The organism is Dechloromonas hankyongensis (assembly GCF_022012295.1).
Lineage (GTDB): Bacteria > Pseudomonadota > Gammaproteobacteria > Burkholderiales > Rhodocyclaceae > Azonexus > Azonexus hankyongensis.
The window spans coordinates 146535-161007 of record NZ_JAKLTN010000001.1 but is presented as its reverse complement, the minus strand read 5'-3'; the positions used below and the strand labels follow the sequence as shown (position 1 = coordinate 161007).

Below are 14473 nucleotides of genomic sequence, written 5' to 3'. Positions count from 1 at the left end.
TTCGCAGTGATTTTGTAGGAAGCCGGTCATTGGCCCGGTGCTAAAATGGCGCACCGTTTGCCGCAGCGCACCATGAGCGAAGAAGCCCAGCTGACCGACACCGAAGACCTGCAGGAGCGCCTCGCCGAGGTGCAGACCCTGCTCGCCCGGCACAAGCTGGTGGAGGAACTGGTGCACCGGCAGGAAGGGCCGCGCCACGACCTGGTCGAGGACATCGTGCACAAGCAGCATCTGCACGAACTGCAGGCCCGCCTCGAGCCGATGCACCCGGCCGACATCGCCTACATTCTGGAGGCGCTGCCCACCGACGAGCGCCTGATCGTCTGGGATCTGGTCAATCCGGAGCTCGAAGGCGAAGTCCTGCTCGAAGTTTCCGATGCGGTCCGCGAAAGCCTCATCGAGTCGATGGAGCGCACCGAGCTGGTCGCCGCCGCCGAAACGCTCGATGCCGACGAACTGGCCGACCTGGCGCCCGACCTGCCGCAAGGCGTTATCGATGATGTTTTCCGCGGCCTGTCGGTCGAGGAACGCGAGCAGCTGCGCGCCGCGATGTCCTATCCCGAGGATTCGGTCGGCTCGATCATGGACTTCGACATGGTCACCGTGCGCGAGGACATCACGCTGGAAGTGGTGCTGCGTTACCTGCGCCGCTTCGACGAACTGCCCGACCATACCGACCAGCTGTTCGTGGTCGACCGCGACGAGCACCTGAAGGGCGTCCTGCCGCTCAACATCCTGCTCGTCAATGAAATCGACGTCGAGGTCGGCACGCTGATGCAGACCGATTTCGTCGAACTGGAACCCGACGACCTGGCCGAGGAAGCGGCCAAGGCCTTCGAGCGCTACGACCTCGTGTCGGCCCCGGTGGTCGATCCGGAAGGAAAGCTGGTCGGCCGGGTGACGGTTAACGAGGTGGTCGACTATATCCGCGAGGAAGCCGAGCACGAGCAACTGGCCAACGCCGGTCTGCGCGAGGAGGAAGACATCTTCGCCTCGGTCTGGGACTCGGTGAAGAACCGCTGGTCGTGGCTGGCCATCAACCTGATCACCGCCTTTGTCGCGTCGCGGGTGATCGGCGCCTTCGAGGATTCGATCGAGAAGCTGGTGGCGCTCGCCGCGCTGATGCCCATCGTCGCCGGCATCGGCGGCAACTCCGGCAACCAGACGATCACCATGATCGTGCGCGCCATCGCCATGGGCCAGGTCCAGCCCGACGCCATGCGCCGCCTGCTGCGCAAGGAACTCGGCGTGGCGACCATCAACGGCCTGTTGTGGGGCGGCCTGCTCGGCATCGCCGCCTGGTGGCTCTACGGCAGCGTCAAACTCGGTGTCGTGATGACCGCGGCGATGACCTTGAACCTGCTGCTCGCCGCGTCGGCCGGGGTCGGCATTCCGCTCCTGCGCCAGAAATTCGGTGCCGACCCGGCGGTCGGCGGTTCGGTGATGATTACCGCGCTGACCGATTCCGGCGGCTTCTTCATCTTCCTCGGGCTGGCGACGCTGTTCCTGATGTGAACCGCGCCGCGCCCGCGGCCTTCCGTCTAGTCTCCATTCAGCATCGCCGGCAGCCAGGCCGCCTGGGGTAGCGACACCGCTCGCCCCAGTCGCTGCAGGATGCGCTCGACCGAGAGCACGATCAGTATCCGGCGCTCCGCCTCGTCGCCCTGTGGCTTGACCAGGCTTTCGATCAGCGAATTGCCTTCGCTCATCATGTCGGGCAGGGCCTCGATCCGATTGAGCGGGATTTCGCGCACCGCGCCGAGCTGATCGACCAGCAGGCCGAAGCGCAGCCGGTGTTCCGGCGAATCGAGGACGACGATCTGCCGGCGCGTCTGTCCCGTGCCGGCCCGCCGCTCCTCGCCGCCGCGCTGGCTGGCGAGCAGGGGGGCCAGCTCGATCACGGTGATCGCCTGATCGTCGTACATCAGGCAACCGCAGACGGTGTCGGGCAAGCCGGGCATCGGGGTCAGGCGTTCGGTATCGACGGCCTCGACCACCTGGCAGCTGCGTATGCCGTACCAGCTGCGCCTGATGTGGAAGCAGGCCAGATCGATGCTCCGGTTGCCGGTGGTCGACGGCTGCCGGGCGTAGGTGTCGACCGTCGCGTCGCGCAAGGACGGGCGTCGCTCGCCGTCGGTAATCCGCTCCGAGAGCGGCGAAAAGACGAGGGCGACGACATCGTTGCGATGTGCGTCGTGTTCCGTGTTGTATTCGCGATAACCGGCGCTCATCGTCGACCCGACGGCATAGTAGCGGCCGTTGTAGATGATGGTGTTGGTGCAGCTTTCGCCCTGCGGCTGGTTGAAGAACTCGAAGCCGATCATCAGCGCTTCGCCGGGCATCAGTTGCGGGTCGGTACTGGCGATGACCCGGCCGTTGCGCTCGGCGAAAACCGCAAAGGCGCCGGGAACCGGCGTTCCGTCGGCCTGGCGCGGCAGGGCGTCGGCCAGCATGGCGCGGAATTGCGGTTCCGCGTCGAAGACGATGGCGATGCCGCCGAGCGGTTCATGCTCGTCCGGGTCGCGGACGGCGGCGCTGAAAACATAGGTCGGCCGGCCCGCGTAGAGCTTGCTCGGCACGAAGCGGGAGACGGTATAGCTGCGCGTTTCGATGAGGCCGAGCGTGGCGCGCACCCAGGGCTCGTCGAGGGGCTTGCCAAGGCAGTCGTTGTACGCCGGATTGGAGACGGCCAGCACCTGCCCGCTCGGGTCGAACAGGATGAGGTTGCTGTAAACGGTGTACAGCCCGTTGATCCGGCGCAGGATCTCGGTCAGGCGTTGGCGCTGCGCCTTGTCCTGCGGGGCGGGGTGGCGCAATTCTTTGGCGAAGGCCTGGGTCAGCGCCCACCACCGGCAGTCGTTGGCGCGCTCATACAGATTGCGGTCCATCAGGTCGATGGCCAGCGCCGCCTGCGTCCCGCAATCGAACAGCACCGACGAGACGACGGTCTTGTAGAGATTGGTGATCGATTCGCTGAACACGTTGCGCGTCCGCACCCCGGTGCTGCCGATCTCGCGCAACAGCACCCTGGCGAAAGCGGCGCTCTGCGCGGCATTGGCTTCCCGGCCCAGCCAGACGTGGCCGTTCCACACCGCGCGGTTGAGTTCGCTCTGGATCTGAGCGGCATTGAGCGGGATGGCCTGCAGTTCCGGGCTGAACAGGGAAGCCGTTTCCAGTATGCAGTTCAGGAAATCCTCCGGGACATGGTCAAGCTCGTGGGCGACGGACGTTTCGAAGGCGTGCTCGAGTGGTGCCAGGGCCTGGCCGAGCCAGCCCGGCCCGGCATAGCCCTGGTAAGGCTGGGCCGGCCGGGTGCTGGCCAGATATTCGCGCCCGGCGAAGCGGGCGACGTGGCAGCCGCCGTCCGGCACCGCCTCGAGGCATACGCCGAGCGGAATCTGGTGCGGATCGCTGCTGGCGATGACGCGGTGTGCGCTGTCGAGCAGAGTGATGACGGTCCAGTCGTCGGTGCCGACGAGGCTGTCGAAAATGCGTCGGCATTCGTCCTGGAAACGGAAGCACAGGCACAGCACGCCGACCGGGCGCGTGCCGTCGGCGGACATCACGCGGTAGGCGTAGATCAGCGGGCTGCTGTCGCCGGGCAGCAGGTCGCTCGGCCGAAAGGCCTCGACATAGGCGGCATCCGTATTCAGCGCCTCGCCGAGCAGCGGATCGCTGGAAACACTGACCGCGTTGTCGGTGTCGAGCTGGGCCAGCACCTCGCCGGCCGGCGAGAGCAGGATGATGTCGTGATAGACAGAATATTTTGCGACGTATTCCGCGAAGCGCTTCTCCAGGGCAAGGCGCCGTTCCGGACCGACCGGTTGCCCGGGCTGGTCGGCGATACTTTCGGCGAAGGCGCGAATCTGTGCATCGGTAGCCAGGAAGCCGATATCGGCGGTCCGCTCGTAGAGGTTGCGGGTCAGTACATCGATGGCGACGCGGGCATTGGAGCCCAGGCTGAGCTGGGCTTTGCGGTGGTGTTCGTGAGCCAGTTGCTCAAGCAGCGTCTTGGCCAGGCTCCCGAAATCCGCGCGCATGCCGGTAATGTCCGTGCCGGCGCACAGGAGCTGGCCGAGCAGGGTCAGGTTGTCGTAGGCAGACTGGATCTCGGTCAGGCGCTTGCGGTCTTGTTGCAGGCCATGCATGAAGCCGGACAGATAGTCGAGGCCGGTGGCCGGGCGGGTTCCTTTGCGCTTTCTCATGCTTTCCTCTTCTGCCGTGCAAGTTGTGCGGCTCCGGAATGGAGCGACAAAGGCCATTCAGCAAAAAAAGTGCCTGCATTTTTTCGGGGAAAACGCCCTGTTGGTGGCTGAGAAGAGAAGGTGCTGCCCAGTGGCGGTGAGTGATGCACCGGGATGGTGCGTGCTCAGTACTCTTGCAGCATCGCATTTTCCGTGTCGGCATGGCGCAGGCGCAGGGCCAGCGAGCGGGACAGCGCCTTGAGCAGGGTCAGCGCCAGCTTCTTGTGTTCGTCGGTCAGTTGGTCGAACTGTTCCTGCGATAGGACGAAAAATTCGGCGTCGCTGGCGGCGATGGCATCGTTGCCGCGCGGCAGGCCATCGAGGAAGGCCAGTCCGCCAAAAAAGTCGCCACGGCCGAAAGTGGCGACATGCCGGGTGCGGCCGCCGCCGAGCGGGGCGAATATCTTTACGGTGCCGCTGCGGATTAGATAGATCGCATCGCCAGCTTCGCCGCACGAATACACCACCTCGCCGGCCGCGTAATGGCGCTTGACCAAACGCGTTTCCAGGTCGGCCAGCGTCTCGTCCTTGCGGTGCTTGAACAATTCCATGTCGGCGATTTCGAGCGGCGTTTCGGGTTCCGCGGCGGCCTGTTCGCTGGCGCCGAGCAGGCGGTCCTCGACCCACTCGATCGCGCTATCGAGTTCGCCGAACAGCCGCACGGCCTCCGGGATGTCCATGACTCCGGTCTGCTCGAGGAATTCGCGCAGATTGCGGTTGTTCGGCAGGTTTTCCCGGACATTGGACAGGATGAGCAGGGCCTGGCGCTCGGCCAGCACGTCGCGCACCTGGCAGAGCAGATGGGCTGCAGTGACATCGACCGACTGCACGCGTTTGAGGTCGAGAATGACGAAGCTGCGGCTGCGCAGTTCCGGTTCGAGTTCGGCGTAGAGCTGCTGCGTCGTGCCGAAGAAGAGGCTGCCCTGCAATTCGAAAATGACCGCCTGGTCGCCTTTCTGCCCGAGAATCCGGGTTTCGGCTTCAGGTCGGTGCCAGTTGGACGACATCTGGTTGACGTAGAACTTGTGGCGGACGACCGAGCCGCCGATCTGTTCGCGCAAGAAGAGGATGATGGCCAGCGCGACGCCGGCGGCCGAGGCGGCGATCAGGCCGATGCTGAGGGCGACCACGACGACGGTGACGACGACGCCGAAATCGAACACGGTGGCCGAGGACTGGATGAAGCGCAGCGGGCCGCGATCGATCATGCGGATGCCGACGACGATCAGGATGCCGGCGAGGGCGGCGACCGGAATCCAGGCGATGAAGCTACTTAGCATTAGGGCGAAAACCAGGGCGGAAAGCCCTTCGATCAGGCCGGAAGCGCGGGTGGTGGCGCCGCTCGACAGGTTGACCAATGTTGCGCCCATAGTGCCGGCTCCAGGGATGCCACCGATCGACGACGAGGCAATGTTGGCGACACCCTGGGCGATCAGCTCGCGGTTCGGGTTGTGCTGCGAGCGGGTCATCTGGTCGAGGACAACGCAGGTTTTCAGGGTGTCGATCGACAGCAGGACAGCCAGGGTCAGCGCATTGCCGAGCAGGGCGGCGACCTGGGCCAGGCGCAGGTCGCCGATCTCGTACCAGCGGGCGGTGATGGCCTGGAAATAGCCTTGGCCGCTGGCCCCGAGCGGGCCGATGATCAAGTCGTTGTCGGCCATGCGGAGCAGGCTTTCGTCCTGCAGGGCGAGGCCGAAATAGCACAGCAGGCCGGCGGCGATGCCGAGGATGGTGGCCGGCAGCCGGCTGGTCAGCCGAGGAGCTAACCACATGACCAGCATGGTCGTGGCGCCGACGGCGACGGCCCGCCAGTCCCACAATTCGGGCGAGGCGACGGCTTCGTGGAGCCGGGTGTCGGCTGGCGTGCCAAGCAGTTTCAGCACCTGGCTGCCGACGATGATCAGGCCGACGCCGGTCATGTAGCCGCTGACCACCGGGTAAGGGATGTATTTGATCAGCCGGCCGATGCCGACAAAGCCGAACAGGATCTGGAACAGGCCGGCCAGCACGCCGAGCAGCAGCAGGAGCAGGATGATGTTGCCGCCCGGCACCCCCTGATGCAGCAACTCGATGGCGAATGCCGAAAGCAGGGCGGCGGCTGGCGCGCAGGGGGCGCTGATCAGGCGATCGGTGCCGCCGAAGGTCGAGGCGATCAGGCCGATGGCAGCGGCGCCGATGATGCCGGCCAGGGCGCCGAGCGCCGCGTGGCCGGGGGCGATGGCCGAATAGATGGTGACGCCGAAAGCGATGGCGGCGGGCAGGGCGACCAGCATGGCGGCCAGCCCGCCCCAAAAATCCCCCGCCTGGTACAGCTTCTTGAAGGTTTCCCGCATCTTCCCCTCCTTGTTTGAGGGGATATTACTGCGCTTTGCCGACGGGCGTCAGGGCGTGTCCGGCGTGACCATTTTCAGGCCGACGATGCCGGCGACGATCAGGCCGATGCAGACGAAGCGCAGCGCCTCGCGCGACTCGTCGAACAGGTAGATGCCGAGGATCGCTGTGCCGACCGCGCCGATGCCGGTCCATACCGCGTAGGCGGTGCCCAGCGGCAGGGTCTTCAGCGACCAGCCGAGCAGGACCACGCTGGCCGCCATGCCGATGACCGTCCAGATGCTCGGCCACAGGCGGCTGAAGCCGTCGGTGTATTTCATGCCGACGGCCCAGCCGACCTCACAGAGGCCGGCAATGAACAGCACGAACCAGGCGAGTCCGTTACTCATTTGTCGTTAAACCGTCGGAAGAACTGCAACCGCGTCTGCACTGGGATGTTCTTCTTGCGGAACACTTTGGGCTGGTGATAAATACTACGGTAATAGTCGCAGCCTTCGCAGGCGGGACGGAACTTGCCAGCTTCCTGTTCAGTGATGATTTGTTGATAGAGCGGGTTGTGGCCAGAGAGGATGTTTTTTAGCGGTGCCTGATCGATGTGGCCGATCTGCAGCGTGGCATCAACATCACGGCAGGAGCACCCGTTGACTACGCCGGTTGCCATTACCTGGAAGCCGTCAAACAGCTTGACGCACGGACCCAGCTTGGGTGTCTTGCTGCCATCAAGTATTTTGATGTTTAGCCCAGCGACATCGTCCTGAGTAATGTAGCCGCCCCAGTTGTTGTATATGCCGTGCGAGGCGTGGATCGATACACCGGCTGCCCGAAATTCCCGCAATAGGTGCATCAGGTCGTCCACCGGTTCAGCTGGTACATCGAAGGTTGAACGAAAACCGAGGGAAACGGCGAACGGCCACTGCGGCTTGAGGGCGAGCAGGGCGCGCAAGTTGGCGAGCAAGCGCTGGAAGACCTTGCTTGACGATTTGGCGATATCGATGAAAGTTACTTCATCGTGACCGTAGATGCTGACAGTGATGCGCGATAACTTCTTCAGGCGAGTCAACTGCTCGATTTGTGCTGGATTGAGAACCGTCAGGTTGGTGAAGAAATGGTAGGCCTTAACCTTCGGGTGTGCATCGAGATAGGCAAATTTCTCGAAGACATGTTTGTCCATGAAGACGTCGCCGGTCGTCGGTGTCAGGTGGAACTCGTTGAAGCCGAGTTCCAGTGCCTGTTCGACCGTTTTGGCGAACATCTCGTTGGCCATGCTGACACGCGGCGTTTCCTTCTTCTCGTAAGCGCAGAAGCGGCACTTCAGGTTGCAGGCGCTGCTTGTCTCGATATTGAAGGCACCGAGATCAAGCGGGATGTACTCGTGGCCCAGCCGCCTGTTGAAGGCGGATTCCAGCTTCAAGTAGATGCGCTTGAGAGATTTTTCGAGCAGACGAAGACGCTTCATCGGTGAATTCCTAATGGCCAACGTTCGAGAACCAGGCGTCGGCAGCGGCGACGGTGCCGGCGATGTCGGCTTCGCTGTGGGCGGCCGACACGAAACCGGCTTCGAAGGCCGACGGCGCAAAGTAATGGCCGGCATCGATCATGGCGTGGAAGAAGCGGTTGAAGGCTTCCTTGTCGCAGGACAGCACGGCGTCGTAGGTGCCGGGGCAGGCTTCGGCGAAATAGAGGCCGAACATGCCGCCGATATTCTGGGCGGCGAAGGCGATGCCGTGTTTTTTCGCCGCGCCGACCAGGCCGTCGCACAGCGCCTTGGTCTTTGCGGTCAGACTTTCGTAGAAGCCCGGAGCCTGGATCAGCTTCAGCGTGGCGAGGCCGGCGGCGGTGGCGATCGGGTTGCCGGACAGTGTGCCGGCCTGATAGACCGGGCCGAGCGGGGCGATCTTTTCCATGATCTTGCGGCGGCCGCCGAAGGCACCCATCGGCATGCCGCCGCCGACCACCTTGCCGAAGGTGGACAGGTCCGGCGTGATACCGAACAGGCCTTGCGCGCTCTTCAGGCCGACGCGGAAGCCGGTCATCACTTCGTCGAAAATCAGCACGGCGCCGTATTGCGTGGTCAGCTCGCGCATGGCTTTCAGGAATTCGGCGGTCGGGGCGATCAGGTTCATGTTGCCGACCACCGGCTCGACGATGACGGCGGCGATCTTGTCGCCGTGCGTCTTGAACGCTTCGGCCAAGCCCTGCGGGTCGTTGTAGGTCAGCACCATGGTCGTTTCGGCGGTGCCGGCCGGCACGCCGCCGGACGACGGATTGCCGAAGGTGAGCAGGCCGGAGCCGGCCTTGACCAGCAGGTGGTCGGCGTGGCCGTGGTAGCAGCCCTCGAACTTCACCAGGATGTCGCGGCCGGTGTAGCCACGGGCCAGGCGGATGGCGCTCATCGTCGCCTCGGTGCCCGAGGACACCAGGCGCACCATGTCCATCGACGGCACGAGGTCACACAGGAGGTCGGCGATCTCGACTTCCTTTTCGGTCGGTGCACCGAAGGACAGGCCGTCGACGACGGCAGCCTGTACGGCGGCGATGACGTCCGGGTGAGCGTGGCCGAGGATCATCGGACCCCACGAGCCGACGTAGTCGGTGTACCACCGGCCGTCGGCGTCCTGCACCTTGGCGCCGACGCCTTTCTGGAAGAACAGCGGCGTGCCGCCAACCGAGCGGAAGGCGCGGACCGGCGAATTTACGCCGCCGGGAATGTGCTTCTGGGCGCGTTCGAACAGTTGCTGGTTGCGGGAAGTCATGCGGCGTGCTCCTCGAAAAGGCGTTGGTATTGGGTAGCGCGGGCAGCGATGTCCGGCGCGTTGAAAAGATCGGTAATGACGGCGAGCAGGTCTGCGCCGGCGGCAATCAGCGGCGGTGCGTTGTCGAGCGTGATGCCGCCGATGGCGCAACTGGTGGCGCCGAGTTCAGTGCGTACCCGGGTAAACAGGTCGGCACCGGCGCGCCGGGCGTTCGGTTTGGTCGGCGACGGATAGACGGCACCGAAGGCGACATAGTCGGCACCGGCGGCATGCGCCGCTTCGGCCAGCGCGAAATCGGCGTAGCAGGAAGCGCCGAGTATCTTGTCGGGGCCGAGGATAGAGCGGGCGGCGAGCAGATTGCCGTCGTCCTCGCCGAGATGCACGCCGTCGGCGTCAACAAGGGCGGCCAGTGCCAGATCGTCGTTGATCAGCAATACGGCGGCGTAACGCCGCGTCAGTTCGCGCAGCGCCTTGGCGCGGGCAACCTGCTCCGGTTTGGCGCTGATCTTGTCGCGGTATTGCACGATGCGGCAGCCGCCGGCCAGAGCGGCCTCGACGTCGGCGAGCAGGCGCGCGCGGTCGGCGCAATCCGGCGTGATGGCGTACAGACCACGCAGTCTATTTTTGCTCATCGTCCTTCTTGTCCGCGTCGTCTTCGTCGTCGCCACGAGCCCAGAAAAAGCGATCCGGGATGAACTGCCCCATGCCGGCGCGAAAACCATTCTTCAGGGTTTGCCAGGTGTAGTCCTGGGCATCTCGCACGGCGTCCTCGACACTGGCGCCGCCAGCGATGCAGCCGGTGATGGCCGAAGCCAGCGTGCAGCCCGAGCCATGGTAACTGCCGGGCAGGCGTTCCCAGTGGTCGTGGCGGATCACACCGTCGGCGCCGTAAAGCGTGTTGACCACCTGCGGCGTATTTTCGTGCGTGCCGGTGATCAACACATATTGGGCGCCCATCTCGATCAGGCGCTGGGCGCAGACGTCGGCTGACGGCTCGCTTTCGTCCTCGTCGCTTTCCGCCAGTCGCCGGGCTTCCGGCGTGTTCGGCGTGATCAGCGTCGTTTGCGGCAGCAGCATTTCGCGGATGGCAGAAATGATTTCCTCGCCCGACAGCTCGTCGCCGCGTCCGGAAGCGAGCACCGGGTCGAGGATGAGCGGAATGTCCGGGTAGTCGGCAACGATCTCGGCGACTGCCAGCACGTTTTCGACGCTGCCCAGGACGCCAACCTTGAAGGCGGCCACCGGCATGTCCTCGAGGATGGCGCGCGCCTGCTGCTCGACCAGTTCGGCGGCCAGCGGCTGCACGCTCTGCACGCCGACGGTGTCCTGCACGGTCACGGCGGTCAGCGCCGTCAGCGGGTGGCAGCCGAGGCTGGCCAGGGTCAGCAGGTCGGCCTGGATGCCGGCACCCGATGACGGGTCGCTGGCCGCAAAGACGAGAACCAGCGGCGGGCAGGGGGGATGAACGGGAGTGGTGGTCATCGATGTTCGCGCCTTGGCGGGCGCGAAGGGAATTGGGTAAGATGGCCCCGATTTTATCCGAATCCGGTGCTTGCCGAAGCCGTCCGCGGATTGCTGTGACAGTGTTGTCGCGTTTGATTAGCGTCAATACTTCCGTAGTATGATGCAACGATACTTACAGCGCCTTATCGAAAGGCCGAGGGGACTGGTAAATTGACTGATTTGTCGAGACTGCGTGGCGTCAAGGTCATGGTAATTGACGACAGCAACACGATACGGCGCAGCGCCGAGATATTTCTCGTCCAGGCCGGCTGCCAGGTCGTGCTGGCCGAAGACGGGTTCGATGCCCTGGCCAAGATCGCCGACCACCAGCCCAGCGTAATCTTCTGCGACATCATGATGCCGCGCCTCGATGGCTACCAGACCTGTTCGCTGATCAAGAAAAATGCCCGCTTCAAGGCCACCCCGGTGATCATGCTGTCGTCCAAGGACGGCCTGTTCGACCGCGCCCGCGGCCGCATGGTCGGCTCCGACCAGTACCTCACCAAACCATTCACCAAAGACAGTCTGTTGCAGACGGTGGCCACCTTCGCGCTGCCGCCCGAAGCAGCAGCTAATTCGTAGATACGTAGCTCAGGAAGAAGAAATGCCCGTCAAGAATATTCTCGTTGTCGATGACTCGCCTACCGAGCGCTTTTTTACGGTCGATCTGCTGACCAAGGCCGGTTATCAGGTCACTACCGCAGAAAACGGCGAAGAAGGGATCGCCAAGGCCAAGGCCACCAAGCCGGACCTGATCCTGATGGATGTCGTGATGCCCGGCCTGAACGGCTACCAGGCGACCCGCACCCTGACCCGCGACGACGACACCAAGGGCATTCCCATCATCGTCTGCACCTCCAAGGGGCAGGAGACCGACAAGATCTGGGGCTTGCGGCAGGGGGCGATCGATTACCTCGTCAAGCCGCTGAATCCGGAAGAGCTGTTGCAACGCATCGCTGCGTTGCCATAGCCCGATGGCCCGGAAGACCAGTCTTCGCGATTTCCAGGAATACCTGGCGACGCGCTTGAGTCAGGCGGCCAAGGGCAAGGGCGCCGCATCCTGGCTTGGGATCGAGGCAGGCGGCGAGGCCTGGCTGGTCGATCTGTCCGATGGCGGCGAGATCGTCCAGGCGTCGCAACTGACCCCCGTTCCATTGACCCGCCCGTGGTTCGTCGGCATTTCGAACATCCGCGGCAACCTGCACGCGGTCAGCGATTTCTCGGTGTTCCGTGGCGGCCAGCCTATCGTCCAGAATGCCAACGCCCGTTTGCTGCTGGTTGGCGCGCGCTACGGCATCAACGCGGCGCTGCTGGTGTCGCGTATGCTGGGTCTTAAAAATCCTGAAGACTTTACGCCCGAGCCGTCCGATGCAGCGATGCCGGCCTGGGGGCAACAGCGTTTTGCCGATACGCATGGAAAAATCTGGCGCAAATTGTCGGTCCGTGAATTGCTGGCCGATCATGATTTCATGAGTATCGGGGTCTGACAGAGGGTCTTAGCCCCACCCCCCTAGTGGAGGAGTTCCATGGCTTTTGGCTTCAAGTTTCCCAAGATGGGCGCCGCCGGCAATGCCGGTGCGCCGATGACCGTTTCGGCCGAGATGATGCCGGCGAAAATGCCGCTGCCGGCTTTCCTCGCCGGGCAGCCCGTCGTCCAGCAGATGAAGACGTTGGGCGGCATCTTCGTGCTGCTGCTGTTGCTGATCGCCATCCTCGTCTTCCGCGACAACCGCGAATCGGCCCACAACACGGCCTACGTCGCAGCCTCCGGCGAAATGCGCATGCTCTCGCAACGACTGGCCAAGGCATCGTCGCTCGCCCTGCAGGGTAACGCCGTGGCCTTCGCCCAGTTGAAGGATTCCCGCGAAACCTTCGGCAAGCTGCTCGACACCCTGGCCAACGGCGGCGAAGTCGGTGGCGTCGGCGTGCCGGCCTCGCCCGACGGCGTACGCCCGCAGCTCGACGAGTTGACCAAGCTGTGGGAACCGACCGACAAGAACGCCGAAACGGTGATCGGCCAGGAAAAGAACCTGATCGCGCTGGGCAAGAACGTCGCCACCATCGACAACAACAACGCTGCCATGCTCGAACTGACCGAGCAGATCGCCACCCTGAAGCTGCAGTCCGGCGCCAGCTCACGCGATATCGCCAACGCCAACCAGCTGGTGATGTTGACGCAGCGGATCGCCAAGAACGCTTCGGCCCTGCTCGTCGGCGACGAAATCAACCCGGAAGTCGCCTTCCTGCTCGGCAAGGATACCAATGCCTTCCGCGACATCCTGGCCGGCCTGGGCAAGGGCGGCGGCGATTCCGACATGCGCGGCAAGCTGGAAGAACTGGACGCCGCCTTCAAGGAATACCAGGGCGCCATTGCCAGCATTCTCGGCAACATGCAGCCGCTGGTCCTCTCCAAGCAGGCCGGTTCGCGCATTTTCCGCGGCAGCGAAGACCTGCTGAAGGCTACCGACAACCTGGTGCAGGGCTATCAGGAAGGCGCTGCGGGGCGCGGCCTGTATATCGTCTTCCTGGTTCTCCTGACTGTGGCCGCCGTGGCAACGCTGGCCCTGCTCGCCAAGATCTACCTCGACGATACCGAGCGCCGTGCGGCCGCCGCCGAACAGCAGCGCCAGGCTTCGGACCAGACCAACCGCGACAACCAGGACGCCATTCTGCGCCTGATGAACGAACTCGGCGATCTAGCCGACGGCGACCTGACCGTGACCGCCACGGTGAGCGAAAACATTACCGGCGCCATCGCCGACTCGATCAACTACACGATTGAAGAACTGCGCGTGCTGGTCGGCCGGATCAACGATGCGGCGAACCGCGTGACTGCCGCCACCGAAATCGCCCGCCTGAACTCGGCGCAACTGCTCGACGCTGCCGAACGGCAGTCGGTCGAGATTAAGGAAGCCGGCGAGTCGGCGCTGGAAATGGCCCGTTCGATGACGGAGGTGTCGAGCAATGCCACGCAGTCCGCCCAGGTTGCCCGCCAGTCGCTGATGGCCGCCGAAAAGGGTACGCAGGCCGTGGAAGACTCGATCAAGGGCATGAACGAAATCCGCAACCAGATCCAGGAAACCTCGAAGCGGATCAAGCGTCTCGGCGAAAGCTCGCAGGAGATCGGTGAAATCGTGGAACTGATTTCGGACATTACCGAACAGACCAACGTTCTGGCCTTGAACGCGGCCATCCAGGCGGCTTCTGCCGGCGACGCGGGCCGCGGCTTCACGGTGGTTGCCGAGGAAGTGCAGCGACTGGCCGAACGTTCGGCCGAAGCGACCAAGCAGATTGCGGCGATTGTGAAGACCATTCAGACTGACACCCAGGATGCGGTGTCAGCCATGGAACAATCGACGCGCGGGGTGGTCGAGGGGGCGAAGCTGTCCGACGCCGCCGGTCAGGCGCTGTCCGAAATCGGCCAAGTGTCGCGCGATCTGGCTGACCTGATTCAGGACATTTCCAGCTCGACGCAGAGCCAAGCCGACTCCGCCAGCCAGGTGGCGCGTCTGATGCAGGACATCCTGAACGTCACCGAACAAACCACGGCCGGTACGCAGCGTACGGCCGAGGCCGTCGATGAACTGACCGCACTGGCTTCCGAACTCAAGGGTTCCGTCGCCGGCTTCAAGGTTGATTGAC

The 14473-nt window shown here is 63.9% G+C and carries 12 protein-coding genes; 5 read left to right on the top strand and 7 right to left on the bottom strand.

Going from position 1 to position 14473, the window contains the following annotated elements; genetic code table 11:
- Positions 1-72 precede the first annotated feature (72 nt).
- On the top strand, positions 73-1515 hold the full coding sequence (gene mgtE, locus LZ012_RS00750) for a magnesium transporter (protein WP_275709585.1): 1443 nt from the start codon (positions 73-75) through the stop codon (positions 1513-1515).
- A gap of 26 nt (positions 1516-1541) precedes the next feature.
- Here the strand turns inward: mgtE and LZ012_RS00745 are convergent, their stop codons facing one another.
- The 7 genes from LZ012_RS00745 to thiD form a co-directional block, all read right to left on the bottom strand.
- Positions 1542-4205, bottom strand: coding sequence for a chemotaxis protein CheW (locus LZ012_RS00745; protein ID WP_275706528.1), 2664 nt, complete (start codon positions 4203-4205; stop codon positions 1542-1544).
- 164 nt (positions 4206-4369) lie between these two features.
- Positions 4370-6577 carry an SLC26A/SulP transporter family protein gene (locus tag LZ012_RS00740; RefSeq protein WP_275706526.1) on the bottom strand — a complete coding sequence of 736 codons (2208 nt, stop codon included), beginning with the start codon at positions 6575-6577 and terminating at the stop codon, positions 4370-4372.
- 48 nt (positions 6578-6625) lie between these two features.
- Positions 6626-6964 (bottom strand): quaternary ammonium compound efflux SMR transporter SugE, encoded by a 339-nt coding sequence (gene sugE / locus LZ012_RS00735; protein ID WP_275706524.1) that lies wholly within the window; start codon positions 6962-6964, stop codon positions 6626-6628.
- Positions 6961-8031 carry a radical SAM protein gene (locus LZ012_RS00730; RefSeq protein WP_275706522.1) on the bottom strand — a complete coding sequence of 357 codons (1071 nt, stop codon included), beginning with the start codon at positions 8029-8031 and terminating at the stop codon, positions 6961-6963. Before LZ012_RS00730 ends, sugE begins: the two co-directional genes overlap by 4 nt.
- Positions 8032-8041: 10 nt before the next feature.
- Positions 8042-9328, bottom strand: coding sequence for a glutamate-1-semialdehyde 2,1-aminomutase (gene hemL, locus LZ012_RS00725; protein ID WP_275706520.1), 1287 nt, complete (start codon positions 9326-9328; stop codon positions 8042-8044).
- A complete protein-coding gene (thiE, locus tag LZ012_RS00720; protein WP_275706517.1) occupies positions 9325-9960 on the bottom strand; it encodes a thiamine phosphate synthase in 636 nt (211 codons plus the stop codon). The genes hemL and thiE overlap by 4 nt, the downstream gene beginning before the upstream one ends.
- Positions 9947-10810 (bottom strand): bifunctional hydroxymethylpyrimidine kinase/phosphomethylpyrimidine kinase, encoded by an 864-nt coding sequence (gene thiD, locus LZ012_RS00715; RefSeq protein ID WP_275706515.1) that lies wholly within the window; start codon positions 10808-10810, stop codon positions 9947-9949. Before thiD ends, thiE begins: the two co-directional genes overlap by 14 nt.
- 228 nt (positions 10811-11038) lie before the next feature.
- On the opposite strand from thiD, the gene LZ012_RS00710 reads away from it, so the two are divergent.
- From LZ012_RS00710 to LZ012_RS00695, 4 genes are read left to right on the top strand one after another with little or no spacing between them, the layout of a single operon-like run.
- Entirely contained in the window at positions 11039-11413 is a 375-nt protein-coding gene (locus LZ012_RS00710; RefSeq protein ID WP_275706513.1) for a response regulator, read from the top strand.
- Between the two features lie 22 nt (positions 11414-11435).
- Entirely contained in the window at positions 11436-11801 is a 366-nt protein-coding gene (locus LZ012_RS00705) for a response regulator transcription factor (protein WP_275706510.1), read from the top strand.
- Positions 11802-11805: 4 nt separating this feature from the next.
- Positions 11806-12318: a chemotaxis protein CheW gene (locus LZ012_RS00700; RefSeq protein WP_275706508.1), complete on the top strand. Its 513-nt coding sequence runs from the start codon at positions 11806-11808 to the stop codon at positions 12316-12318.
- 39 nt (positions 12319-12357) lie between these two features.
- Positions 12358-14472: a methyl-accepting chemotaxis protein gene (locus LZ012_RS00695; RefSeq protein WP_275706505.1), complete on the top strand. Its 2115-nt coding sequence runs from the start codon at positions 12358-12360 to the stop codon at positions 14470-14472.
- The last annotated feature ends 1 nt before the right edge of the window (position 14473 follow it).

What these genes read in the sequence shown, in the direction of transcription:
- hemL (WP_275706520.1), bottom strand. Translation starts at nt 9,328, where the DNA reads ATGACTTCCCGCAACCAGCAACTGTTCGAACGCGCCCAGAAGCACATT.
- thiD (WP_275706515.1), bottom strand. Translation starts at nt 10,810, where the DNA reads ATGACCACCACTCCCGTTCATCCCCCCTGCCCGCCGCTGGTTCTCGTC.
- LZ012_RS00705 (WP_275706510.1), top strand. Translation starts at nt 11,436, where the DNA reads ATGCCCGTCAAGAATATTCTCGTTGTCGATGACTCGCCTACCGAGCGC.
- LZ012_RS00730 (WP_275706522.1), bottom strand. Translation starts at nt 8,031, where the DNA reads ATGAAGCGTCTTCGTCTGCTCGAAAAATCTCTCAAGCGCATCTACTTG.
- LZ012_RS00695 (WP_275706505.1), top strand. Translation starts at nt 12,358, where the DNA reads ATGGCTTTTGGCTTCAAGTTTCCCAAGATGGGCGCCGCCGGCAATGCC.
- LZ012_RS00740 (WP_275706526.1), bottom strand. Translation starts at nt 6,577, where the DNA reads ATGCGGGAAACCTTCAAGAAGCTGTACCAGGCGGGGGATTTTTGGGGC.
- LZ012_RS00745 (WP_275706528.1), bottom strand. Translation starts at nt 4,205, where the DNA reads ATGAGAAAGCGCAAAGGAACCCGCCCGGCCACCGGCCTCGACTATCTG.
- LZ012_RS00710 (WP_275706513.1), top strand. Translation starts at nt 11,039, where the DNA reads ATGGTAATTGACGACAGCAACACGATACGGCGCAGCGCCGAGATATTT.
- LZ012_RS00700 (WP_275706508.1), top strand. Translation starts at nt 11,806, where the DNA reads ATGGCCCGGAAGACCAGTCTTCGCGATTTCCAGGAATACCTGGCGACG.
- mgtE (WP_275709585.1), top strand. Translation starts at nt 73, where the DNA reads ATGAGCGAAGAAGCCCAGCTGACCGACACCGAAGACCTGCAGGAGCGC.
- sugE (WP_275706524.1), bottom strand. Translation starts at nt 6,964, where the DNA reads ATGAGTAACGGACTCGCCTGGTTCGTGCTGTTCATTGCCGGCCTCTGT.
- thiE (WP_275706517.1), bottom strand. Translation starts at nt 9,960, where the DNA reads ATGAGCAAAAATAGACTGCGTGGTCTGTACGCCATCACGCCGGATTGC.